This is a genomic window from Nodosilinea sp. LEGE 07088, from assembly GCF_015207395.1.
GTDB lineage: Bacteria > Cyanobacteriota > Cyanobacteriia > Phormidesmidales > Phormidesmidaceae > Nodosilinea.
The window spans coordinates 12732-36725 of record NZ_JADEWX010000018.1 but is presented as its reverse complement, the minus strand read 5'-3'; the positions used below and the strand labels follow the sequence as shown (position 1 = coordinate 36725).

The following is a 23994-nucleotide window of genomic DNA, read 5'->3' as shown; positions in this document are numbered from 1 at the left end:
TTACCTCGGAATGGGAATTGCAGAGGTGCCGACCGCAATCAGTCGCGTCACCCCACCGGAAACACCGCGAAAGACCGCCATCCCTGCCCCTCCAGCAATGGCTAGGGCCAGCACGGGAGCCAGAATGCTGATCAGCAGCAGAAAACCAAAGTCGCTGGAAGTTTGGGCCTCGGCTGCGACCACCACCGTTGCGGCTAAACCCACGATGACGTTGTAGGAAAACTTGGCCATGCCGAGGCTGAAAAAGCCCACCAGCCATGACCACAGCGGGCGACCCTGGAGCGGTACAACGGAACCGGCGACTGCAATCGGCCCAATCAACCCGGTCAGCAGCATCGCCATCTCCAGCAGGTTGGCAAAGGCCCATTGCCAGCCCTTGAGAAATTGCTCCGCCAGGGCTTGACTGCTGGTTTGCAGCACGGTTCCGACCAGGATGTCCGCCAGGGGATTGCCCCCGATAGGAGCCTCACCAGACTGGTAGACCTGCTCAACCTGTTGGCTAATCTGCTGTACTCGACTCCAGAGCCGTTGCAGTCCTGCACTCCAGAAACCTCGGGAGCGATACTCCTGATCCAACCGTTGTTGGGCGCGTTCTCCGGCGCGGATGAAGCAGTCCACCTGGGCCTGACCAGTTTGGGCATCGCAGGCGGCGTACTCTTGCTGAATCACGGCCTTGGCCTGCTGGGACAAAATCACGTCGTTGAGGGCTTCAAGCATCGACACTTCACCCACCTGTACTTGAAGCACCGTTTGAGTTTGGGCATTGATCAGGTTGCGGATGCCCAGGGTGGCGGAACCCAGCAGGGCTCCGTTGTTAAAGAGCAGCACGGCGATGGTCAGCACCCAGAGCACGTTGGGTAGAGCGGGGAAGATACCTCGCTCGATGGCTTCTTTGACCCAGCCCACGGCAAAGAAGAGGAAGGCACCGACCAGAATGATCGAGGCAAACTGGTTGATGCCGAGATACAACCCACTTGAGGAAGCAAAGATATCTTCCCAGCGGGCATCCCAGGCCTGCTGCACAGCCTCAAGCTGCTGCACGCTGTCGTCGATGATGCCGACACCGCCCGTGACCTGAGCAGGGAAGACGATGCTTGATGGTAGGAGAGCGTTGAGCATCGGTCTTAATTTCCAGAGGTGTTAGTCCCCAAAGCACCGGGGATGTAGATCGGAGCCTGGGCGGAGCCGGAGATCGAAATTTGGCGCTCCACCCGTTCGCGCCGATTGGCCTCGTCAATGCCTTCGCTAGTGTTGGCGGCAAGCTGAGTCAGCATCCCTTGAAGCTGGTGGAGCTGTGTCAACGTCGTATTGTTTTCGGCGGTGAGCTGGGTTTGCTCGTGGAGCAGGGCTGCCACCGACGCCTGAATCTGGGCGTTTTGTTTCATCACGTCCTGACTGACGCTCATGCCCTGGGCGGCTTCAGCCATGGATTGTGCCTGCTGGGTGCGAGCCTCACTGGATTGCAGCAGGTTAGAAGTCTGCTCGGCCTGGGTCGAGAGTCGGGTCTGGCCCTGGTCGCCCAGCCAGGGCGAGGCCATCGAGCGGGCCACTTCCTGGTCGTAGCGGTTGGCCAGCTCCCGCTGTTGAGTAGTGGGGTCAGTGCCAAGGATGCTTTGAATTGGCACCGCCTCGTCCATCCGTACTCGGGTCGGATCGGGCAGGTTGCTGCCTAAGGCCGTTTTCAGCGCTTCCCACTGATCGCCCAAGACATTCTGAAGTGTCTCTTCGGCTAAGGCTGTCGTCTCTTCGATTTGGGAGAGGATGTCTTCTAAAGGATTGGAGAGATTTTCTGTCGCCCAGTCCTGCCACTGCTGGCCCCAGCCGCCGGGCTGGAGGGAAGCACGAGCCGTGCCGATGCCAAGGAGTACCAGGCTAAGGCTGGTGCCAAAGATGAGGCGATAGCGGAGCCGTTGGCGTTTTGATTGAGTTGTCATGATGACCTCCGAGGGGTTGACGATTGCGACTGATGACCGTTGGGAGTTGGCTCAGCCGCTGGATGAATCAGTTCAAACTGAGGGGTAGCAGTTGCGATCGCATCGAGAGATTGACCGCTACGCAGCGTCTGGACGTAGGCCTTCGCAAAGGCGGCATACCCGGCAAACTTGTTGGGATGCTGAGCCAACACCCGCTGGCGGGCTCTCTGTTCTTTGGGGTTGTTGGCCACGGCCCCCAGCAGCTCGGGAGAGGGATAGTGGGCGCAGGGCGTGAGCCTGGCATCGGCATCGAGCAGCCAGTGGGAGCAGAGCCGACCAGGGCTAATGCGAAAGGACTCTTCGGTGTTGGGCCGCAGCAGGCTGGGGTCGTAGCCGAAGAGCCGTTGGTAGGAGGGTAAGGCATTGGGCTGGATGGCCCCAACCAGGCGGGTGTTGAGGTTTTGCAGGATTTGCGACCCAGCTACTGATTGGGCAATGGTGTCGGGGTCTTGACCAATGATCAGGGGGCGAATGCCAGACTTGGCTCCGTTGGCACAGACCTGGCCGATGATCTGAGCAATGCCGTTGTACTTGAACAGAATCGGGCTCTCGTCGATAGCCAGCAGCGAATCAGAAACTTCCAGCGCCCGGCGGAAAGCCATGGATTGCGCCGAAAGCGCAAGCACCGCCGCTTCAATGTTGTCGCCGACGTTGCGAAGGGCAAAGACGGTGAGCCGAGCATCGGTGCGGATAGTGGAGGGTTGGGAGATAGCTTTGCCGACGCGGCTGGAGAGCCAACCCCGCAGCTCCAGCAGGATGGTGGCGACGGCTTCATTGAGCAGCGCCGATTCCACCTCCAGATCCAGGTTGGCCACAGTCTCAACAAAGTCAGCCAACGTTGGCATGTGCTGCCACTCTGGACTGCCGAATCCTGATTCAAACGCCGCGTCATAGCGGGTCAGAATTTGGGGAGTCTCGAAGAAGTTGTACAGCGCCTGCCAGAGAACGGTATGAACTCGCTTCCCCAGCTGGTTGTCGGTCTCGGTGCCCATCACCATGGTGTCGAGAGCTTTGACCAGAAACTCCTTGTAGTCGTCTAAACGCTCTTGCCGCTGGTTATCGGGCAAGCCTTTAAGATCAGGAATTTGAAACAGGTTGTTGCTCTCGGACCCGATGTCAAAATACGCACCCTGGTCGCCAAAGAACTTCACCAGGTCGGTGTAGGTGGTGGTGCCGTCGGGTTTGGGGTAGTCCAGCGAGATGACGTTCATGCCGTTGGCGATCGCCCACACAAAGATCTCCGCCGCCAGCACCGACTTGCCGCTGCGGGTCTCGCCGAACACCAGCATCCCCCGGTGCTGATTCACAAAGTCCAGGTAGACCGGCATCTGGCCATCGCGAGTGATCAGCTCGATGCCCCGGTTGTCGATGGTGCGAGGACAGGCTACCGGCATCAACCCAGGGGCTTCGTTGGTCAGGTACATTTGCCTGCGACCATCGTCGATCAGGCGATCGCCCACAATCGGCAATGACCTGAGCCACAACTGCCAGGCAATTTCGGTCTCCCGAATAAAATCGCCCTGATGGAAGGCATTAGTGAGTTTCTGGCAGGCTTCAGCCAAAGACTCGGGACTATCGCGATGGAGCAGCACCAGCCCGCTGACCCAGATGGGCAGAGCTCCCTCGTAAATCCGCTCTTGAGCTTCAACTCCCTGCTTCATCCGCATCTGAGACGCTACATCCACATCCCGCAGCAGATTGGCTCGGAAGGTAGCGGTGACGCTTTGCTTGGTCAACCGTTGCAGGGTGACGCGGGTCATCATGCGATCCGCTGCGGCGAGTTCGCAGACGCATTCGCAATCGGGAAACTGGGCTAGGGCTTGCCAGAGGTAGTAGAGCTGATGCTCAGGGGTGGTGAACCCGGCGGGCTTGGATTCCAGCACTACGGCCCCGACGAATTTGCCTTTGACCTGCACCCACTGCCGGTCGGCTTTGGGATGGCTGGGTTGACCGTTCTCGCCGCGAATCAGGCGAGAGGTGGCGTGCAGCGGATCGTGGATCAGCTCGCTGAGTTCGGCATCGCCGTCAGTATCATTTAGCTCCAGGCATTGTGGAATTGAGGGTGTTGCTGTTGTGTTGAACTGAGTCCAGAGGTACTGCCACAGATCCTCGGTTCCCATGGGCGTAACCTGAAGACCCATGCGGGCATTGAGCTGCTGTTCCCAGTGCAAGTAACCGTCAGTAAAGCCCTGGGTGAGGATCTGCACGTAGGACTGCTGCTGATTCTGCTCCTTCAGCCCTTTGAAGGTGTCGTACTGAGCCACCACCCAGGCCAGCAGCTTCTCGACGTGGTCGGCACTTTGCTCTTGCCCCGACCCGAGGGGGTAGGTGGCAAACAGGTAAAGTTGCTTGGGCTGGCGCTGTTTCTCGGTCGTGAGGTCACGGGTGGCCCGTTGTTGCGCCAGCAAAAGGAACTGGCTTTCTAGAGTACTGGTGGTCTGAATCAGGGTTTCGAGGGATTGTTGGCGCTCCCTGTCATCGGCAAACGATCGCCAATGAATCCGCAGGCGATCGCCCGGTCGAAACCCCTTCAACCCGTCCTCTAGTCGCTTCAACGTGGGTTCCGCCTGCCCCGGTTGCAGCTGAGTATGAATCCCTCGGCTGCGAAAGCCAAACACCAGGCTGTATTGCCTCTGGTGCTTGAGCAGATAGGCTCCGACATTGCGCCCCCGCAGGTTCAGATGGCAAAGGCATTCCAGGTGCGATTCATCTTCGAAGGGCCGAAAACGATAGCGTTGTGTTCCAAGCCTTGGTTTACTCATGATGGTTGGGTAAATGACGCTGATAGGGCACATGGCCCCGTTTCCAATCGGGCACGGGCACAAACTTGTGGGTAAAAAGCCAGGTCTTTTCGCCGACCACCACCCACCAGGTGGAAATACCCCAGGTGCTGAGCAACAGGAATGGGACAAACCCCAGCCCAAGTAGGACTTCAATCAAAATGTAGAAGCCGACGAAGATGCCGCCCGAGGGAGCCAGCAGGTTAGCCGGAATCGGGCCAAGAGAAGGCTGACGGCCCAGGCTCGGATTCACGGGGCAGTACAGCCGTGATTCAGAGTCGCTCATCTCAGGCTCCGAAGAACAGGCGGCTCAGGCCTTCGACAATGACCACAGCGGCAATGATGATGAAGGCGTTTTGCAGCAGGGGTTGCCACTGTTCGCCCCGTTGGGCCTGATACACGGCAAAGAACACAAAGCCTACGGCTGACACCCACACCACCAGGCGTAGCAGGCCGAACATAAAGCTGATAATGTCGCCATCCAGGTATTGCCCGAAGATGTTCTGAGCCTCACCTTCAACAGTGTCAAAGAGCTGGGCCATGGCTGGATTGGCGTGGCTCGTGATGCTGATGAATAGCAGGATGCCGGTAAAAAGGCCCAACAGCGACCAGCCGCTGAGGCCACGGAATTTGAAGTGGGCAAGTCGATCGCCAGCTCTAGAAAGAGTCTTACGGCTGCGCTGAACTAGAGGCCGTAGATGCCCCAGGCGGTTAGATACAAGATTCATATCTCCTACTCCAAGTGATGCGGACGTAGGTAGATTGCTCCCTGAACAGATTGAGTAGGACGATTTTCAGCTATGGGCGGCAGATCGTTGGTCTCACCACCCGCAGGTTAAGCACGGAACTTCATCAGGAACTCAAGATTGATGACTCAATCTTTGTTGTACTTTCATGTTGAAAGTGTTATGGCTCATATTGGAGTAGTACTTCTGAAAAGTAAAGCAGGCTTTAGATTTTGTTTACAAACAGAAATTTGCCATGCCTAAAGAGAACCAAAAATGTTTAAAAATGCCTAAAGCCTCCTGAAGGCAGTGCTTCACGTCGTTTGAAGACGTACGAATGTGTAGGCTGAGGTACAACGGGGCTATGTCAGACACTAACGACGGCGACCAAGCAGAGTGCGAGGCTTTCTGAGTCAAGGTGATGTAAAGCGGAGGAAAGCTTATATCTGTTAACCTCAGGCTTCTGTAAAGCTGTGACACTACGATGTTTCGTTCATTCAATGGGGAGGCTAGGATAGCGGCAGTTGGTCTCACCCCTGTCACTCCTATGGTCAAGTCCTCTGTGCCCCAAGACAAATCGCCATCCGACTCCTCAGATGTAGGATGTCGTCCTACGTTTTACATGACGGCGGAACTGCTGGAGGCACTGGAGGCACAATGTGCGGTGGAAGGGAATCGAAAGCGATCGCCTTTTCTAGCTGAAATCTTGGAACTTCTGCTCACGAGTGACGTGGGTCAGACTCTCCGAGAGAGTGCTCAAAAGCACCGCCGCCCGTTGCTCCACGAACTGGAAGCTAACTTGATTCTGTTCAACGAACACATTCCAACAGAGCGGATCGTGGAGTTGGCGGAGGCGAGTCAGCGGAATCCTGATCAAATGCTAGTGCGCTTGGTACTTTTGGGTTTGCGGATTTATGAGCGAGCTGTCTCGCTGATGGAATCAGATATAGAAGGCCGTCAGAGTTAATTTCGTAAACCTCGTCACCCGTTTACTTTTTCTTCCGGATTTAGCGCGGCGGCTCAGTACATATGGTGTACTGGTGATATTTGCTACTCAATTTATACGTAGCGCAGTGAAGCTCTGTTTGCCCCCAGATAGGTGCAATTCACACCACCAGGCCACCGTTGTTTTCAGGATCGCTGGGCTGGAATGAAGAGATTTTTGAGTGGACGCTTTGGGGGCAAGGCGGTGGGGAGTAGTCCTTATCCCGTTGCTCTTGGTGTGAGTGGGCCGGTAGCGGGGTAGGGGCATCATGGCTCGATTTATGACGCGCCGCTATGTAGCGGTGACTTGGGCTGAGGCGATTCGTCTGGCTAAGTTAGATAAGACGCCCTGGTCAGAGATTCGGCAGGCTGAGGAGGTGCAGTTGCTGCACCGGGAGGAGTGGTGGGCATGGTGGTCGGATGAGCAGTTGACGACAGCGATTGGGTTGCCCGAATCGCTGTGTCCAGAGACCCTATCACCGGATGCAGTGTCGCTGATGTCTGAGGTTTGGGAGAGCTTTTCCCCTGCGCCCCAGTGTGGATGGGAAACCTTAGCGCGAGTCAAAGCGGTGCTGAGGCGAGCGAATTGGTCGCATCCCCAGGGCAGCGTGCCTGATCGCCGAGCTATTACTGAATTGCTGATCGTGCAATTTACAGACGACTCAGAGGGGGTACTGCAATGTTGGCGCAGGGCGCTCGGAGAGGGTTATGAGTGCCATATCGAACGGCTTCAATCAGATGATTGATCGGCTTGTGGTAGCTAGATACCGATCCTGAGAGCTAAAGCAGTAGCGGAGTGTATCCTCCTCATCGCTGGATTTGCGTCAGCCCAAACTGCCGTCTGAGCAAAAACTCCATCAGCCTGGGCGGCAGCAGCTGCTTGAGCAACGGCAACCACCTGCTCTTTTTCCCTAATCGAATCGTCATTGGCGGCTGTGGCCTCATTACTGCCGCGACGAGCTGCTCCGCAAACGTGTCTGCTGGTGTCGCCTGCGCCTGAGACAGCACGGCCCGATCGCGAATCTTTGACTCAAGCGGCGCGTACCACGACTCCAGTGAAAGCACCCCCGCTAATCCTTGTTCCGCAGCGTGACCAAAATTTGACTGAATCGCGCCTGGCTGCACCGTGACTACATGAATGCCAAAGGGGGCCAATTCCATGCGCAGGGCCTCAGACAGGCTGTGCAACGCTGCCTTCGAGGCACAGTAAGCGCCTGCAAAGGGCGTTGTCACGACCCCCGAAATGCTGCCGATGTTGACGATAACACCCGATCGCTGCTGTTTCATCACCGGGGCTACCTGCTGCACCAGTTCCAGGGGGGCCAATACATTGGTCTGAAACTGGGCCTGGAGTTGGGCTGCGCTGAGATCCATCAGCGGGCCAAACTGCCCAAAGCCCGCATTGTTGACCAGCAGGTCTATGCGCCCCTCCTGAGCCAGTACAGTTGCAATCACCTGCTGGATGCCCGCCGAGTCAGTCACATCTAAAGGCAAGGTCATAATGCTATGGGCCTTCAGGCTATCCAGGGTCTCTAACCGTCTGGCCGTCGCAACCTCCCGACAGCCTCGCTGATGGAAGGCCTGGCAGAGAGCTTTACCAATACCCGACGAACAGCCGGTGATCAGAACGACGGGAGATGCCATATGTATGATTGCAGTTCAAAGTGATATTGACAGTTTAATTTGCAAGTGTCTATCATGGGCCTATGAGCATGTTGCAACAGATTGCCCAGCAACAGCCCGAGATGGTCTTAGATCGCTTCGTTGAGGTGACCAACGACCTGCTACCCCAGTTTTTGCCCGACCAGAGTTCTGGAAATCGCGGGCAGGAACCGGTGAACCCTCGGCTGGTGCGCTACTACACCACTCAGGGATGGTTAGACAAGCCCCTCAAGCAGGGGCGCGAAGCCCGGTACACCTACCGGCATCTACTGCAATTGCTGGTGCTGCGCCGTCTGCTGGCGGAAGGCTACAGCGCCAGTTCCATCGGCAGCCTGATCGGCGGTCAGGCTGACACCGCGCTAGAAGACATTCTGCAAGGCGGCGTGCAGCTGACGGTGGAGGCCGCGAACCCGGCGTTGGCGTTTTTGTCCCAAATTCGCGACCGCCGGGAATCCTCTTCATCGGACCGTTTGCCCAAGCGTTCTGCCAGTCCAGCGATGCAGGCTCCCCTGGCGGCACCTGCTCTGGCACCCGCTACCCCATCGACATCTACCCCCCAAACCTGGACTCATCTAGAGATTCTCGACGGTCTAGAACTCCACGTCCGACAAGACTTTGTGGCTCCCGCCACTACCCACGAGCGGGATAGCCTGCTCCAGCTGATTGCTGACCACCTCGCCCACCTCAAATCCACCCAAAGGCCACCATGACTCAATCCAAACCTGCCCTGCCCACCATTGAACTGATTCCGCTCCACGGGGCGATCGTCACCCAGCAGCCCATCACCCTCGATGTGCTGGTGCGGATCACTCCTCCAGCCGTTACCCTCAAGGCCGATCGCGTGCCGCTTAACCTCAGCTTGGTGATCGATCGCTCTGGCTCCATGCAGGGGCAAAAGATGCACTACGCCCGCGAAGCCGCTCGCTTTGCCGTGGAGAATTTGCTGCCCTGCGATCGCATCAGCATTGTCCTCTTCGACGATCGCATTGAAACCCTGGTGCCCAGCACCCTGGCCACCGACAAAAATACCCTGCTAGAGAAGCTGCGCCACATCCACTCGCGGGGCTCTACCGCGCTCCACGCCGGTTGGGTCGAGGGTGGGGTGCAGGTGAGCCAGTACCTCAACCCCGCCCAGCTCAACCGGGTGATTGTGCTCTCCGACGGGTTGGCCAATGTGGGCGAGACTAGACCGGATGCGATCTCAAGCGATGTTCACGGTCTAGCCAAACGTGGCGTCAGCACCACTACCCTGGGCATTGGCGACGACTACAGCGAAGACCTGCTCGCGGCGATGGCCCGCAGCGGCGACGGCAACTTTTTCCACATCGAGTCTGCCGAGCAGCTGCCGACGATTTTTGAAACTGAGCTATCGGGCTTGGCTGCTACATCAGGCCAGCGGGTCAGCCTAGGCGTCAAACCCGGCCAAGGTGTCACCGTTCTGGATGTGCTGAATGACTTTGAAATGACCGACACTCGGCGCTATAAGCTGCCTAACCTGATGGTGGGGTCGCCCATTCAAGTAGTGGTGCGCTTGCAGGTGCCTGCCCTGGAGCGCATCGGCGAACTGATGCAGGTGCGCCTGGCCTGGGATGATGCGGAACAGTTGGGTCGTCAGGTGCTGCGGGCTGGGCTGGAGCTACCCCTGGTGAGCCCCGCGCAGTTCAGCGACTTTCCAGCCAACTCAGCGGTGCAAGAGCAGGTGGCATTGCTGATGGCGGCTCGTGCCCGTCGCGAAGCCATCCGGTTTTCTGACCGGGGTGACTTTGCCTCGGCCCGACAATCTCTCACCGATGCCCGCATTGCTATGGCCGCTATGGCCCCCAGCGCCATGCTGATGGAGGAACAGGCGGTTCTGGAAGATTTAGAGGCTGACTACCAGAGTGGCAACGTGACCAGTGCCCGGAAGAAGGCGTTTTCGCAGTCCTTTAACTTGTCGCGATCGGGCAAGTCTAAGCCCCAGCGATCCATGGATTCTAAATAGATAGGCAATTACACTAGTGCAGCGTCAGTACGAAGAACCAGGGCTGTCATTCCCAAAAGTTCTGCTGTTCATACCTTCCAGAAGGCGTCAACCCTGCGCTTAGGTCTTGTCGCTGTACTAGCCTGGTTTAGCTGTCTCGCCGAGTTTAATCAGCGCTGAAACCACTGTCCTACTTACTCTGCACCACCCGCTGCGCCGAAAAGCTGAGGGCCGATGGTCTGGTAGCGGGCCACTTTGCTGTCTCGATGCGGACCAGCCACTATCGTCCTGAAAACCAATATTCAGCCGCCCGCTCAGTTGAACTTGACTAACCTACCAACGATACAGCGGTGCTCATCCATGAGGCTATGAGGCTGGCAGAAGCCGCCTTTACGCCGGGGTATGAGTATCTGAAGGCCAAGGTCATCGCTACTGAGTTAAGCCTAGCTGGCGAGGTGCAAGGCAGCTTGTTTGCGGCTCCGGTAGACCCCAAGAAGCGCGATCGCCTGATGTCCGCAATGGACAACCTCAACCGCAAGCTCAGCCCGGATGCCTTCAAGTTTGGCGCAATTGGCCTCAAGCCCGCCTGGGCCATGCGGTCAGAGTATTTCTCACAGAGCTACACGACTCATTGGGGAGAGATACCGACTGTGGGGTTTTGCCACAGGATAGTCTCATAGGACAGCCCAATTCTAGTCGGTAAGGTATTACTCGCCTGGGGCTTGATTCAGCCTCTCAGCTAACTTTGTCCAACTTTTAGCTCGAACACCAAAATGCTCCTTCGCGGCTTGAAAGGAGTCGAAATTACGTTGTAGCCAGCCCACGGTATAGATCCCATCAGTTGCCAATCGGTCTTCTTCAGCGTTTCGGGCTGTTTCCTCTGCTTCTTCTTGAGCCAAGCATTCTGGATTCATGCGATAGACCATAGCTAACTGGCCTTTAGCGTTATGACTAAGTTCATAGTCAAAAACTCGTCCGGCCTGGGTCTCTAGCCCTTCGAACTGGCCGTAGATACGGAATGGATTATCTTCGGTCTGAATGGATAGAAGGCGAAAATCAGGACCAAACATATCCGTCAAGGTCTCGATAATAGCGGGCCGAATTTCTCGCTCGACCAAGTCTTCATCGTCTTGAGGGATATAGTCTTGAACATCCTTTTGCTGGACGCTGAGCCCCGCTTGTTGCTGAACTACCTCTAACCTTGCAAGGATTGCCTCAGTCTTAGGCGCAATGCCTCGGAGGGTACTGATGGGGTAGACGGTATCTAATCCATTCTCATCCGGTATAGCAAAGGCCAGCTTAGATTCATCATTGAAGTAGAGACGTACCACCACTAAGTTGGGATGTTCTTTCAGGTGAATATTGCAGAAGTCGGGAGTGTCCTCCATATCCAGAAGGTCTCCTTCTAAGCCATTGCGTTCAAGCAGACGCTTTAAAGCATTGAAGGCATCGATTTCTTTTTGGGTTGTGATAATGCCAACGAGTTGAGAGGGAAGGTTCTTAGCTCGGCCCTCTCGACGTACATCCGAGACTCTAACGTTAGCCGTCTTGCCCTGTTGATCAGCCGCATTCAGGCCAGATGCAATCCCGAGAGCTTCTAGGGCTTGCCCATAACCTGCAGCCATGAGCGACTGGTCGCGGATGCTGAGGAGTGCCTGGCGCATTTCATCGGCACTGCCAAATCGATTTTGGGGTAGTGGGGCAATGGCAACTCTCAGCCAGTGGCTCAGGGATTCGCCAAGTTGTTCTTGAGTCCAATCCAGATCAAACTCGATTTGCTCGTTAACATCTAGCTGATGGGGAGGCACGCCTGTGGTGAGCAATAGAAACACCATGCCGATCGCATACAAGTCAGACTGGTAGAGAGCTTTGCCCATTTGCTGCTCAATGGGCATAAACCCAGGTGTACCAGCCATGGTGCCGGTTTGCAGAGGATTATCATCATCAGTTTGCTTAACCAGACCGAAGTCGATTAAAACTGGCTTGCCGTCTCCCTCTCTGAGGATGATGTTTTGGGGTTTGATGTCTCGGTGAATCAGACCCTGAACATGGAGGTGCTGAACGACATCTAGCAATTCGTCGATGAGTTTCAGAGCATAGCCAATGGAGAATACATGCCCCGTATCAATCATTTCAATAAGGGCATCCATCAGGGTTTTACCTTTTACCTGTTCTTGAATAAGGAAAAAGTTGCCTTGATCGTCAAAATAGTCAAATAGTGTGGGAATTTGACCGTGTCCGCTGCCAATCTGCTGCAGGGCGGCGGCTTCTCGTTCAAACCGCTCGACGAGCTCTTCATCTTGGCTCGCTTTTCCAGTGAGCTTCTGAGCTTTGGCCACATAGGTGTTCTGGATATTCTTTGTGATATCGCTCACTAGGAACGTCGCCCCAAAGCCTCCTTCCCCCAATTTGCTTTCAACACGGTACTTTTCAGCTAATACATCGCCTTTCTTCAAGGTAGAAAGTTTTTTCTTCCGGGGCGGGGCGGCAGCAGGGGCTGGGGGTACCGGTTGGGTAACCACAACTTCGGTTTGGTTGGATCGCTGTAAACCTCCAGCTAAAGCAACGCTACCACCACCTACCAGTCCCATTCCGGTGATAAATCCGTTACCGCTAAGCAGGCCGAGCACCATAGTGGCGACTCCACCAATAAGGCCGTAGCCGACGAGAGGACTACCTTTTTTCTGGCTCGGTGCAGGCTGGGGAGCAGCAGGTTGAGGGGTCGTGGCTCTCTTAGCCTGATGTTGCCGCTGTAGCTTCAGGGAAGCACTGGCTGATGCCTTGGCCTGATGAGGGGACTGTTTAGCGAGGTCACTCATAATTCCGGCACTAGAGTTGGTTCACTTACAGTTCCCACCGTTGGCGGAGAAAAACCGGATTAAACGCATTGGGGTGATCTGCCACAAAACTCATTGGTCTCTAATAAACCTCTGCATTTGCCGGATAAGCGTTGCATTCTGGGGACAATGAAGTATACCTACGGTGACTGAAACTTCATGGTTAGTCTCGAAGACCTGACTAAGGGCAGCATTATTCTGGGCATTTTGCCAAATACCCAGGTCACCATCGTCAGTACCGAGTGGATGGGCGATGACGCGCTGGTGATTGTCTATCGCCAGGCCAACGGTGACGTTGATCAGGAGATTCTGTATCGCGATCGCGAATCCGATCTTGACCTCGTCCATGCCGACCAACCCTGGAGTTTCACGGGCGATGGCGAAAAGCTGCGTCTAGTCTCTGAGGCCCACCGCATTCGTTTAGCCCATCTATTTGACCCACTGCTGGCGGTGCACACCTCAATGGTGGAGCCGTTGCCGCACCAGATTACGGCAGTCTATGGTGAGATGATTCCCCGGCAGCCGCTACGTTTTTTGCTGGCGGACGATCCAGGGGCGGGCAAGACGATTATGGCTGGGTTGTTGATGCGGGAGCTGCTAATTCGTGGCGACCTGCACCGCTGCTTGATTATTTGCCCTGGCAGCCTAGCTAACCAGTGGCAGGATGAGCTGTACCAGAAATTTCACCTGCCCTTTGATATTCTCACCCGCGATCGCATTGAGGCAGCCCGCACCGGCAACGCTCTGGGAGAGATTCCCTTTCTTATTGCTCGCCTAGATCAGCTCAGCCGTAGCGATGATCTGCTGGCTAAGCTCAAACAGACCGACTGGGATCTGGTGGTCTGCGACGAGGCCCATAAAATGTCAGCCTCTTTCTTTGGCAAAGAGATCAAAGAAACCAAGCGCTACAAGCTGGGCAAGCTGCTGGGTGACATCACCCGTCATCTGCTGCTGATGACGGCGACCCCCCACAACGGCAAGGAAGAAGACTTTCAGCTGTTTATGGCGCTGCTAGACAGCGATCGCTTCGAGGGACGTTTTCGCAATGGCGTCCACGCCAGCGACACCAGCGACCTGATGCGGCGCATGGTCAAGGAAGACCTGCTCAAGTTTGATGGCAAGCCCCTATTCCCCGAGCGGATTGCCACTACCGTCGGCTACAAGCTCTCAGAGTTAGAAGATCACCTCTACCAGCGGGTGACCGACTATGTACGGGAGGAATTTAACCGGGCTGAAAGTCTGGGTAACGATGGCCGTAAGGGAACCGTCGGCTTTGCTCTGACTATCCTGCAGCGGCGGCTGGCCTCTTCTCCAGAGGCAATTTATCAGTCGCTAAAACGGCGGCGAGAACGGCTGCAAAAGCGCGTGCAGGAAGAAGAGCAACGCAAGCGCTCCCTGAATGATCTGCTGGACTTTGGTCTCACCCTCGCGGTGGAAGACATTGAGGACGATTTTGATGACTATGCCGATGATGAGCGAGAAGCCGCCGAACAGGAAGTGGTAGACCAGGCCACAGCGGCCCAAACCATTGCCGAGCTAAGGCTAGAGATTGCCCAATTGGAAGAACTGGAGTCGTTGGCGCTGCGGGTGCGGCGCGGTGGCAACGATCGCAAGTGGGATGAACTACGCAAACTGCTCCAGGATGAGCCCACCATGTTTACGGAGCAAGGGCATCGGCGCAAACTGGTGATCTTTACCGAACACCGAGATACGCTGAACTACCTGGTTGACCGCATTCAAGTATTGCTGGGTCGCCCGGAGGCAGTGGTTACGATCCACGGTGGACTGCGGCGAGAGGAGCGCAAACATGCCGAAACGGCATTTAAGCAAGATGTACAGGTGCAGGTGTTGATTGCCACCGATGCGGCTGGGGAAGGCATTAACCTACAGCGAGCCCACCTGATGGTGAACTACGATCTGCCCTGGAACCCCAATCGGCTAGAGCAGCGGTTTGGCCGCATTCACCGGATCGGCCAAACGGAGGTGTGCCATCTGTGGAACCTGGTTGCTGCGGAAACCCGAGAAGGCGATGTCTACTTTTCGCTGCTGAGGAAGCTGGAGGTGGAGCAGAAAGCTCTGGGAGGCCAGGTGTTTGATGTACTGGGGCGGGCGATCGCCGGTAAAGAACTGCGACAGCTGCTGATCGAGGCGATTCGCTACGGCGATCGCCTCGACATTAAAGACCGACTGAACCAGGTGGTCGAAAACCGGCTCGACCAAACCCGTCTGCGCGAACTGTTAGACGAACGCGCCCTGGCCCGAGACTCTATGGATGCCTCTAAGGTGCAGCAGATTCGCGAAGACATGGAGCGGGCCGAAGCTCGGCGGCTACAGCCCCGCTTTGTGGCGGCATTTTTTCTAGAGGCGTTTCAGCAATTGGGGGGGCGGGTCAACCCGCGCGAGGCCAAGCGCTACCAGGTCTCCCATGTACCCTCGGCCCTGCGCAGTCGCGACCAGCAGGTTGGACTAGGCGAACCCATCCTGCGCAGCTATGAACGCATTTGCTTTGAAAAAGACGTGATCAACCTGGCGGGTAAACCAGGGGCTACCTTCCTCTGCCCTGGGCATCCGCTACTGGATGCGGTGATTGATCTCACCCTAGAGAAGCATCGAGACCTGCTCAAACAGGGGGCGGTGCTGGTGGATGCCAGTGACCTCAACGAGCAGCCCAGGGTGCTGGTCTACCTAGAGCACAGCATTCAGGATGCCCGCACCGACTCGGCGGGGCGACGGCGGGTGGTGTCGCGACGTATGCAATATGTTGAAATTGACCCAGAGGGGCACATCGTCAATGCGGGGTATGCCCCTTACCTCGACTATCGGCCTTTGCTCGATGGCGAAAAACCCTTGGTGGAACAACTGCTAGGGGCAGACTGGCTCAAGCAAGATCTAGAGGCCCAGGCCAAAACCTATGCCGTTAAACACCTGGTGCCCCAGCATGTCCAAGACCGACGCGACCAGCAGGGCGACCTGATCGATAAAACTAGAGCCGCTGTGCAGGAACGACTGACCAAAGAAATTCTCTATTGGGATCAGCAGGCCGAAAAGCTAAGACAGCAGGAGGCCGAGGGCAAACCCAATGCCAAGCTCAACTCTGAGCGAGCCAGGGCCAGGGCCGATGAACTGCAATCGCGGCTGGAGCGGCGGATGGATGAACTGGCCCGCGAACAAAAGCTGGCCCCCATGCCACCCCTGGTAGTGGGCGGAGCCCTGGTTGTACCCCTAGGGTTGCTGCAACGGCTGCAGGGCAAGCGCGATGTTACCGCTAGTCTGTTTGCTAAAGAAACCAAACGGGTGGAGCTAGCCGCCATGGCGGCGGTGATGGCGGCTGAGCGGCAACTGGGCCATGAACCGAGAGACATTAGCCGAGAGAAGCTGGGCTATGACATTGAGTCTCGTGACCCTGCGACCGGGCGGCTGCGGTTCATTGAGGTTAAGGGCCGCATCGCTGGGGCTGAGACGGTGACGGTGACGAAAAATGAAATTATCACCGCGCTGAACCAGCCAGAGGCGTTTATTTTGGCGCTGGTACAGGTGCCCCGCTCGGAGGAGTTTGGGGCGGGGGATGCGTTTCGGGTGCGGAGTACGGAAGGACGTTACAGCTCTGGGGATGGGGAGGGCTGCCTGGTGCGCTATGTGCGACAGCCGTTTCAGAAAGAGCCGGATTTTGGCGTCACCAGTGTGAACTACAACTGGAAGGAACTGTGGGATCGGGGGGCAGCGCCGGGAGGGGTGTAATCGATATCACAGCTAAATTGATCAGGCGTCACTGTATTGATGGAGAAAATGGCCTAATGTTTTAACCCATCAGGAGTTTCGTAAATCACTGAGGGTGCAATGTCTAGTGATAATAGCGGGAATGCGATCGGGCTAGCTGAATTGGTCGAGCAGGTTAAACAAGAATTACTTTCAGCGGCCCCAAGTAAAGATAATGTGCCGATCTTGTTCGTAGATTCGGTAGAGTTACAGCTCCAGGTCACGGTTAAGCGAGAAAGGCAAAGCAAGGTTAAAGTTGAAGTCGTTGCCATCGGTGGTGTAGAAGTCGGTGGTGGTGGCAGTCGTAATGACGTGCATCAAGTCATTGTAAAAATGTCTCCGTTATTTACGAAAGACAAGGTACTAGAGTTTTATCAAACACTGCATCCTGATCAGATTCCACCCATGGTGATGGAAAGCGTCGATATCTTGCTTAAGGGTAGCGGCGACAACTTAGACCAGCAGTTCTAAAGCAAGTTCCACTGAGAAGCATGAGCGGTTACCAAGGGTGCAGAATATGGCCATGGAGTTGTTTGATGTTTGGCTTTCTCCCTTAGAGGGAAATCAGTTCAAAATCATAGTCAAGTCAAACGCTGGTGAAGCAGAAGACGACTCACTTCTACCCTTCTGGGAAGATGGCAAAGATTGGCGTAATACTATAATCAAAGTTATCGAGAGCCAAGATGGATTTAAATCAGACTTCTTCTCTGATCCAGATGAGCAGGACTGGATGGTTCGTTACAAGCTTCTTGACGAAGATAGGCAAAGATTTCATCCCTCATATATAAAATACATTGGCCAAGCTTTATACAATTCACTTTTTCCTCATGGAAGTGATGTTAGACAATCACTTAACTCTTCTTTACGGATTTTAGAGAGTAATAGCAATAATAGTCATCTCCATATTTGCTTGAAATGTGAAGAATATTCGGCCAAGCGCACTTCAATAGCAAGTTACCCGTGGGAACTACTCCATGATGGGCAACGATTTTTACTTCACCATAGAGTAAGCTTATCAAGATATATTGCCAAGAAATCTGTACCTTCTAATTTTTATCCTCAGGATAAAATCCACGTATTACTAGTTGCTTCCCGTGCAGAGGATGAGGAGTTAGGCTTAAAACCGCTTACTCAACTAGAACAAAATGCTATTCGAAACGGCTTGATACAAGCACAGAAAGATGGGCTGATCCGTCTTAGCCGTCTTAGAATACCAACCCAAAAAGAATTACAAGATCATCTTACTGGTTTATCGACAGATGATGCAATTCCTCATGTTCTTCATTTTGATGGCCATGGCCTTTTCGGCAAGCTTTGTGTAGAACAAGGCTGCTCGACAATGCATAAAGGGATAAAAGCCGAACGTTGCCGCAGGTGTAATAGCCGATTACCAGAAGCAGAAGGTTACTTGGTATTTGAAAAGTTTTATAAAGGGAAGTCAAAACCAGACTATGTCAAGGCTTCTTCCCTTGGTGCTTTACTTCAAAGCACCTCATTAAGCGATAGTGACTACCATCATAGAATTTCTTTGGTGGTTCTTACTGCTTGCCAATCCGCAATGGCATTAGAGGGTGATTCTATTTTTAATGGGGTTGCTCAAAATCTAATCGATCACCAAGTACCTGCAGTTGTTGCAATGCAGTATTCAATTCGCGCTGATGCTGCAAGTAACTTTTCTGAGCAGTTTTACCGTTCATTGGGCAAAAGAAACTCTCTATCTACAGCCATTCATCATGGCCGAGTAGCTATGCTGCAAGGTAATGGACATCAGTGGTTTCGCCCAGTTCTTTATTTGAGGTGGAAAGACAATGAAGGAGGACAGCTGTTTAAAGAGTCTAAACCACAAAATTCTGCGACAGATGAAACTTCATTACATGCCTTTTCAGTAAATCAAAATAGTGTTTTAGACGATAATAAAAATTTGAAGGCTGGTCAAAAAATAGCTTTACTAATTGGTGTAAAACAGTACGGGGTTGGCTTCAAAGAGATTCCTGGTGCTGAGAGAGACGTTCAAGTTTTCAAGCAAATATTAGAATCTTCAAATTTAGGGAACTTTGATCAGGTAATTTCATTGATTGACCCTAATGTTCAGGATATTGAACAAAAAATAGATTTATTAATAGGAAAACGTTCGGAGAAGGACTTGGTACTGCTGTATTTCTCCGGGCATGGAGTTAAAAATAGTAATAACACCTTATTCCTAACTACATGTAAAACCCAAAAAAATTCGCAGGGAGAGTTAGACGAATCTACAGCTATATCGGCACAATTTATCCATGATGCAATGGATCGCTGTAATTCAAAACAGCAGATCATTATACTTGATTGTTGTTTTAGCGGTGCTTTTTCAGAGAACTTGCTGGTCAAAGATGATGGTTCAATTGATTTAAAGAACCAATTAGGTGGAGAAGGACGGGTAATTTTAACATCCTCGACTTCTTTGGAAAATTCTTTTGCCACAAAAAGCGAAGGATCATCGATTTACACAAAATATCTGGTTCAAGGAATTCAGACAGGTGAGGCTGATCTAAATGGTGACCAGAGGATATCTATCCAGGAACTTCATGACTATATCCAAAGAGAAATGAAGAAAGAAATGCCTTCAATGACACCTGGCATTTACACAACAGGGGAAGGAGCGCGCATTCTTTTGGCAAGAGTTCCTGACACTCCGATAGATTGGAGTGCTTTTGAAATTCCTAAAGGATCTGAAAATTTTGTTGAAAGCTCTGTTCGAACTGGAGGTCAACCTAATTATCAGAAAATTGCTTTTATGCTTTCTGCAACAATAGCGACTATATCATTTTTGGGCTTATTAATGTTTGTTTTAATGAGGCTGCGCTGTTCGAGTATTAAAGAATCCATGACCTATACCGAAGATTCTGATTATCATGACAAATATGTATTCGATAAATACATAGACAACAAAAATCATCCCCAAAGAAAGATCTGTGAATTGGTAGGCCCTAATCTTCCTCCCAATTAGAGGTGGTGTGATGGCGCTAGCAAACAAAATGGTTCTAGGGAATGACTTTACATGTTCCGCTAGCAAGTTCTTTAGGGCAATCTACATACTGATCATTAATCCAAGCCTCTGTATAGTTTATCTTGATTTTCTTCCACCCATTTTCTTGACCAGGTTCTCCATCCTCTCGGCCTATGACTTCTACATCAGAGCCGATAGGGGCAGCTCCAAGAGTTTTGCTAAAGCCTGGATCTTCGTATAGTTCAACCATGTTTGAAGTACTGCACGAACTTATACTTATCAAACATGCGAAAGTACTGGAAAGCTTGATAGCCGACTTCGCCAGATTTTTATTCATTTTGCAAAAAAGCTTGATTACACTTATGCTTTCGGCTCTTCAAGTGTTTATCAGGGAGAACATTAAAAAGAGTTGTTAAAGCTAGGCTTTGGAATGTCACGTAAATGTGAAGACTAGTCTGAGAATTAACTTAAAAATTGCGATATTCCAGATAAGCTAGTTATCTGACTATCTTGGATACTGGAGCTCCATGACCTATCGCAAGAAGCTGATCGAAGTTGCCCTGCCGCTAGAAGCCATCAATATGGAGTCGGCGCGGGAGAAGTCGATACGCCATGGGCACCCGAGTACGCTGCATTTGTGGTGGGCGCGGCGACCGCTGGCGGCTTGTCGGGCGGTGCTGTGGTCGTCGCTGGTGGATGACCCGTCGAGCTGGCCGGAGAAATTCCCCACGGAGGAAGACCAGACGAGGGAGCGGCAGCGGCTGTTTGATATTTTGGGGCGCATCACAATCGAGACCGATCGCAGGGGCAATACCAAGCAGGTGGTGCGGGGGCTGGTGTCGTGGGATGACATTAAAGACCCGGCAGTGATCGATGAAGGGCAGCGCGAGATTGCTAGATCGCTGGCTTGGGGCCGGGGAGAAGAGCCACCGACCCAGCCCGATGCGGTGCGCGAGTACATTGCCAAGTATGCGCCGCCGGTCTATGACCCCTTTGCCGGGGGCGGCTCGATACCGCTAGAGGCGCAGCGGTTGGGGCTAGAGGCCCACGCCAGCGACCTAAACCCGGTGGCGGTGCTGATTAACAAGGCGCTGATTGAGATACCGCCCAAGTTTAAGGATATGCCGCCGGTAAACTCGGAAGACCGCAAGCGGGCCAAGCTGGAGTCGTGGAAGGGGGCACAGGGCTTGGCGGCGGATGTGCGGTACTACGGCAAGTGGATGCGGGATGAGGCGTTTAAGCGGATTGGGCACCTGTACCCAAAGGTGAAGGTGGTGCGGGAGGAAGATGGCAACTACCGCCATGCGACGGAAGCAGAACTGTCAAATCCAAAGAAATTTAAGGTTGAAGAGCTTACAGTAATTGCATGGATTTGGGCAAGAACGGTGAAGTGTCCGAATCCGGCCTGTGGGTGTGAGATGCCGTTGGTGCGGAGTTTTCAGCTCTCAACAAAGAAGGGAAAAGAAGCCTGGGTAGAGCCTGAGATTGAACAAACATTTATACGACCACAAGTCAATTTTGGAGTGAGAACTGGAAAAGGAAAGGCTCCTCAGGAAACAGTAGGGCGGAAGGGAGCAAGATGTTTAGCCTGCAACACACCTGTACCATTAGAATTTGTGCGTCAAGAGGGCCGTGTAGGACGCATTGGGCACCAATTAATGGCCATAGTAGCCGAGGGTACTAGGGGACGGATTTATTTACCGCCTATCAAAGATCAAGAAAATATTGCATCTAAAGATAAACCTTCATGGAAGCCAGAGGCTGCCGTTGCAGGTCAAAATCTACGTGATATTAAACCTCCAACTTATGGCATGACCACTTATGGAGATCTTTTCACCAATCGTCAATTGATCGCATTGACAACCCTTAGTGACTTAGTGATGAGTGCCAAAAATCAGGCAATGCATGATACTAAATTGGCGAACCTATCACACGATGAAGTGCCACTGTCCAAGGGGGGAACTGGAGATCAAGGTTATGTAGAGGCTATCGCTACTTATTTAGGAATGGCAGTAAGCAAATTGGCAGATGCCTCAACTACATTAGTTCGATGGAAACCAAGTATGGATCAAGCCATAGCAACTTTTGGTAGGCAAGCTTTGCCTATGGTTTGGGATTACGCTGAATCGAATGTATTTAATGGAGCGGCAGGCGATTATTCAACTACTTTGAACAATATGCTTCGCGTTGTCAAGGAGCAAACCACTTCGAGTCAAGGAATAGTTATTCAACATGAGGCAACCACACAGCATAAAAATGACATAATTCCAAAGCTTATCTCTACTGATCCTCCCTACTATGACAATATAAGTTATGCCGATCTGGCCGACTTTTTTTATATCTGGCTGCAACGCTCTATCGGCTTTATTTACCCCGAACTTTGTAGTACTTTGCTCGCTCCTAAGATTCAGGAACTTGTTGCTTTTCCCTATCGATTTAATGGAAGCAAAGAAAAGGCTCAAATTTTCTTTGAGGAGGGATTAGGCAACGCCTTCAACCGCATACATTCAATCTCTCATGTAGATTTTCCTTTTTCTGTTTACTATGCTTTTAAACAAGCTGAAACAGATCAGCAAGGAAAAAATGATGGATTGGTTGCCTCAACTGGCTGGGAAACTATGCTGGAAGGTTTAATAAAAGCAGATTTTAGTATTGACGGTACCTGGCCCATGCGAAGTGAGTTGAGCAATCGCATGATTGCAAGTGGCACAAACGCTCTCGCCTCTTCCATCGTCCTCGTCTGCCGTCCCCGCCCCACCGATGCCCCAAAAGCCACCCGTCGCCAGTTTCTCAACGAACTCAAGCGCGAACTTCCCAAAGCCCTCAAAACCCTGCAACAGGGTAACATCGCCCCCGTTGACCTAGCCCAGGCCAGCATTGGCCCTGGCATGGCCATCTACTCAAAATATGCCGCCGTCCTAGAATCTGACGGTGCCCCTATGCGCGTGCGCACCGCCCTACAGCTCATCAACCAAACCCTCGACGAATTTCTCGCCGAGCAAGAAGGCGAATTTGACCGCGATACCCGCTGGGCGCTCACCTGGTTTGAGCAGCACCAGTACACCGATGGCCCCTACGGCGAAGCCGAAACCCTCTCTACCGCCCGCAACACCAGCGTCAAAGGTATGGAAGAAGCCGGTATTCTCATCGCCCGAGGTGGCAAAGTGCGCCTGCTCAAACGCGACGAACTGCCCCAAACCTGGCAGCCCGAAGCCGACAGCCGCACCCCCGATTGGGAAGCCGCCCAGCACCTCATTCGCACCCTGCTCGACCAGGGCGAACTCGTCGCCGCCGAACTCCTCGCCCGCCTGGGCGACCAGGGCCAAAACGCCCGCGACCTGGCCTATCGGCTCTACACCATCTGCGATAGAAAAGGCTGGGCCACCGAAGGCGTCGCCTACAACAGCCTGGTGATCGCCTGGCCCGAACTTACACGACTTGCAGCAGAGTCTGGACCATCCGAAGTGCAGGGGAGTTTCTTGTAAGTCCTCCGTGCCCCTTGTGTAAATAACCACAGCGACCGAGAGAGCAAAGAGAAAATCTGTTGACGCTTAAACTGTAGAACAGGGACTTTGAGAGAACTGACCATGAACACACAACTCGTAAACTCCATCATTCAGGTTGTGCGATCTCTTCCCAGAGACGAGCAACAGTTGCTCATTGACAGCCTAAACCAACTCCTTCTTCAGCCCTCCCCTGACGAATCTAATCCGTCAGAACCAGAAGAAACCGCCGATATTTTCCCTGATGAAGCCTTAGAAGAACCAATCGACGAAGACGCCTGGGCCGTTTGGCAGTCTCTGGGAGATAATGCGGTGTCGGGTCAATTAGAGAATCCATCCGTCAATCACGATCGCTATCTTTACGCCAAACCTCAATGAACCGGCTATTTGTCGATACCAGTGCCTTCGCCGCTTTAGCCGATCGGGATGACGACAACCATGCCAGTGCCGTTGCCTTCAACAAACAAATGAAGGGGCATATCCTGGTATCGACAAACTATATCCTGGATGAACTGTACACCCTGCTGTTACTCCATGCTGGCTATCCTAAAACCGTATCCTTCAAAGCGGATCTGGATATTCTGGTTGCTAAAGGACTGTTGAGAATTGTCTGGATTTCAGATGCGATCGCCCAATCCTCTTGGGAAGTATTTGAGCAGTTCAACACCGACAAAGAGTGGTCTTTCACAGACTGCACTTCCTACGTCGTCATGAAACAGCACCGGCTAACTGAGGTTTTCACCTTCGACCATCACTTCTCCCAGATGGGCTTTACTCGCTTGCCAATTTAGCTTGTCCAAATCTCTATCAGTCGGTGGTGTCAGAGAG

The 23994-nt window shown here is 53.3% G+C and carries 19 protein-coding genes; 11 read left to right on the top strand and 8 right to left on the bottom strand.

Translation table 11 applies throughout. The features are described 5' to 3' along the window. Genes IQ254_RS06995 through IQ254_RS06975 form a run of 5 tightly spaced genes read right to left on the bottom strand, consistent with a single transcriptional unit; the run spans window position 1 to window position 5481 of the window. Entirely contained in the window at window positions 1-1119 is a 1119-nt protein-coding gene (locus IQ254_RS06995) for a hypothetical protein (protein ID WP_193965452.1), read from the bottom strand. 5 nt (window positions 1120-1124) lie between these two features. Then, window positions 1125-1934 carry a hypothetical protein gene (locus tag IQ254_RS06990; RefSeq protein WP_193965451.1) on the bottom strand — a complete coding sequence of 270 codons (810 nt, stop codon included), beginning with the start codon at window positions 1932-1934 and terminating at the stop codon, window positions 1125-1127. Next, window positions 1931-4735, bottom strand: coding sequence for a hypothetical protein (locus IQ254_RS06985; protein WP_193965450.1), 2805 nt, complete (start codon window positions 4733-4735; stop codon window positions 1931-1933). Before IQ254_RS06985 ends, IQ254_RS06990 begins: the two co-directional genes overlap by 4 nt. Further along, window positions 4728-5039, bottom strand: coding sequence for a hypothetical protein (locus IQ254_RS06980; protein ID WP_193965449.1), 312 nt, complete (start codon window positions 5037-5039; stop codon window positions 4728-4730). Before IQ254_RS06980 ends, IQ254_RS06985 begins: the two co-directional genes overlap by 8 nt. A 1-nt stretch (window position 5040) precedes the next feature. Continuing rightward, complete coding sequence (locus tag IQ254_RS06975; protein ID WP_193965448.1) at window positions 5041-5481, bottom strand: hypothetical protein; 441 nt, start codon at window positions 5479-5481, stop codon at window positions 5041-5043. A 544-nt stretch (window positions 5482-6025) separates the two neighbouring features. On the opposite strand from IQ254_RS06975, the gene IQ254_RS06970 reads away from it, so the two are divergent. Together IQ254_RS06970 and IQ254_RS06965 are read left to right on the top strand one after the other, a co-directional pair. Beyond that, window positions 6026-6445 (top strand): hypothetical protein, encoded by a 420-nt coding sequence (locus IQ254_RS06970; protein ID WP_193965447.1) that lies wholly within the window; start codon window positions 6026-6028, stop codon window positions 6443-6445. 286 nt (window positions 6446-6731) lie between these two features. After that, the gene (locus IQ254_RS06965) at window positions 6732-7208 is read left to right on the top strand and encodes a hypothetical protein (RefSeq protein ID WP_193965446.1); all 477 of its coding nucleotides are present in this window, start codon (window positions 6732-6734) and stop codon (window positions 7206-7208) included. Between the two features lie 61 nt (window positions 7209-7269). Here the strand turns inward: IQ254_RS06965 and IQ254_RS06960 are convergent, their stop codons facing one another. Then, entirely contained in the window at window positions 7270-8106 is an 837-nt protein-coding gene (locus IQ254_RS06960) for an SDR family oxidoreductase (protein WP_193965445.1), read from the bottom strand. A gap of 62 nt (window positions 8107-8168) precedes the next feature. Here IQ254_RS06960 and IQ254_RS06955 point away from each other — a divergent pair, with 62 nt between their 5' ends. From IQ254_RS06955 to IQ254_RS33065, 3 genes are all read left to right on the top strand, one after another. After that, a complete protein-coding gene (locus IQ254_RS06955) occupies window positions 8169-8834 on the top strand; it encodes a MerR family transcriptional regulator (RefSeq protein ID WP_193965444.1) in 666 nt (221 codons plus the stop codon). Continuing rightward, window positions 8831-10105: a VWA domain-containing protein gene (locus tag IQ254_RS06950; protein ID WP_193965443.1), complete on the top strand. Its 1275-nt coding sequence runs from the start codon at window positions 8831-8833 to the stop codon at window positions 10103-10105. Before IQ254_RS06955 ends, IQ254_RS06950 begins: the two co-directional genes overlap by 4 nt. Window positions 10106-10434: 329 nt before the next feature. Beyond that, window positions 10435-10764: a DUF4113 domain-containing protein gene (locus IQ254_RS33065; RefSeq protein WP_313887388.1), complete on the top strand. Its 330-nt coding sequence runs from the start codon at window positions 10435-10437 to the stop codon at window positions 10762-10764. Window positions 10765-10791: 27 nt separating this feature from the next. Here the strand turns inward: IQ254_RS33065 and IQ254_RS06940 are convergent, their stop codons facing one another. Next, entirely contained in the window at window positions 10792-12717 is a 1926-nt protein-coding gene (locus IQ254_RS06940) for a protein kinase (RefSeq protein ID WP_193965442.1), read from the bottom strand. 363 nt (window positions 12718-13080) lie between these two features. Between IQ254_RS06940 and IQ254_RS06935 the strand changes: the two genes are divergently transcribed. The 3 genes from IQ254_RS06935 to IQ254_RS06925 all read left to right on the top strand — a co-directional run bounded on the left by IQ254_RS06935 (window position 13081) and on the right by IQ254_RS06925 (window position 19663). After that, the gene (locus IQ254_RS06935) at window positions 13081-16659 is read left to right on the top strand and encodes a helicase-related protein (protein WP_193965441.1); all 3579 of its coding nucleotides are present in this window, start codon (window positions 13081-13083) and stop codon (window positions 16657-16659) included. 99 nt (window positions 16660-16758) lie between these two features. Continuing rightward, on the top strand, window positions 16759-17148 hold the full coding sequence (locus tag IQ254_RS06930; RefSeq protein WP_193965440.1) for a trypco2 family protein: 390 nt from the start codon (window positions 16759-16761) through the stop codon (window positions 17146-17148). Between the two features lie 52 nt (window positions 17149-17200). Further along, window positions 17201-19663 carry a CHAT domain-containing protein gene (locus tag IQ254_RS06925; RefSeq protein ID WP_193965439.1) on the top strand — a complete coding sequence of 821 codons (2463 nt, stop codon included), beginning with the start codon at window positions 17201-17203 and terminating at the stop codon, window positions 19661-19663. Window positions 19664-19697: 34 nt separating this feature from the next. Here the strand turns inward: IQ254_RS06925 and IQ254_RS06920 are convergent, their stop codons facing one another. After that, window positions 19698-19913, bottom strand: a complete 216-nt coding sequence (locus IQ254_RS06920; protein ID WP_193965438.1) for a hypothetical protein — start codon at window positions 19911-19913, stop codon at window positions 19698-19700. A 277-nt stretch (window positions 19914-20190) separates the two neighbouring features. Here IQ254_RS06920 and IQ254_RS06915 point away from each other — a divergent pair, with 277 nt between their 5' ends. The 3 genes from IQ254_RS06915 to IQ254_RS06905 all read left to right on the top strand — a co-directional run bounded on the left by IQ254_RS06915 (window position 20191) and on the right by IQ254_RS06905 (window position 23957). Next, window positions 20191-23148 carry a DUF1156 domain-containing protein gene (locus IQ254_RS06915; RefSeq protein ID WP_193965437.1) on the top strand — a complete coding sequence of 986 codons (2958 nt, stop codon included), beginning with the start codon at window positions 20191-20193 and terminating at the stop codon, window positions 23146-23148. 102 nt (window positions 23149-23250) lie between these two features. Further along, entirely contained in the window at window positions 23251-23544 is a 294-nt protein-coding gene (locus IQ254_RS06910) for a hypothetical protein (RefSeq protein WP_193965436.1), read from the top strand. After that, window positions 23541-23957, top strand: coding sequence for a type II toxin-antitoxin system VapC family toxin (locus IQ254_RS06905; RefSeq protein WP_193965435.1), 417 nt, complete (start codon window positions 23541-23543; stop codon window positions 23955-23957). Before IQ254_RS06910 ends, IQ254_RS06905 begins: the two co-directional genes overlap by 4 nt. The last annotated feature ends 37 nt before the right edge of the window (window positions 23958-23994 follow it).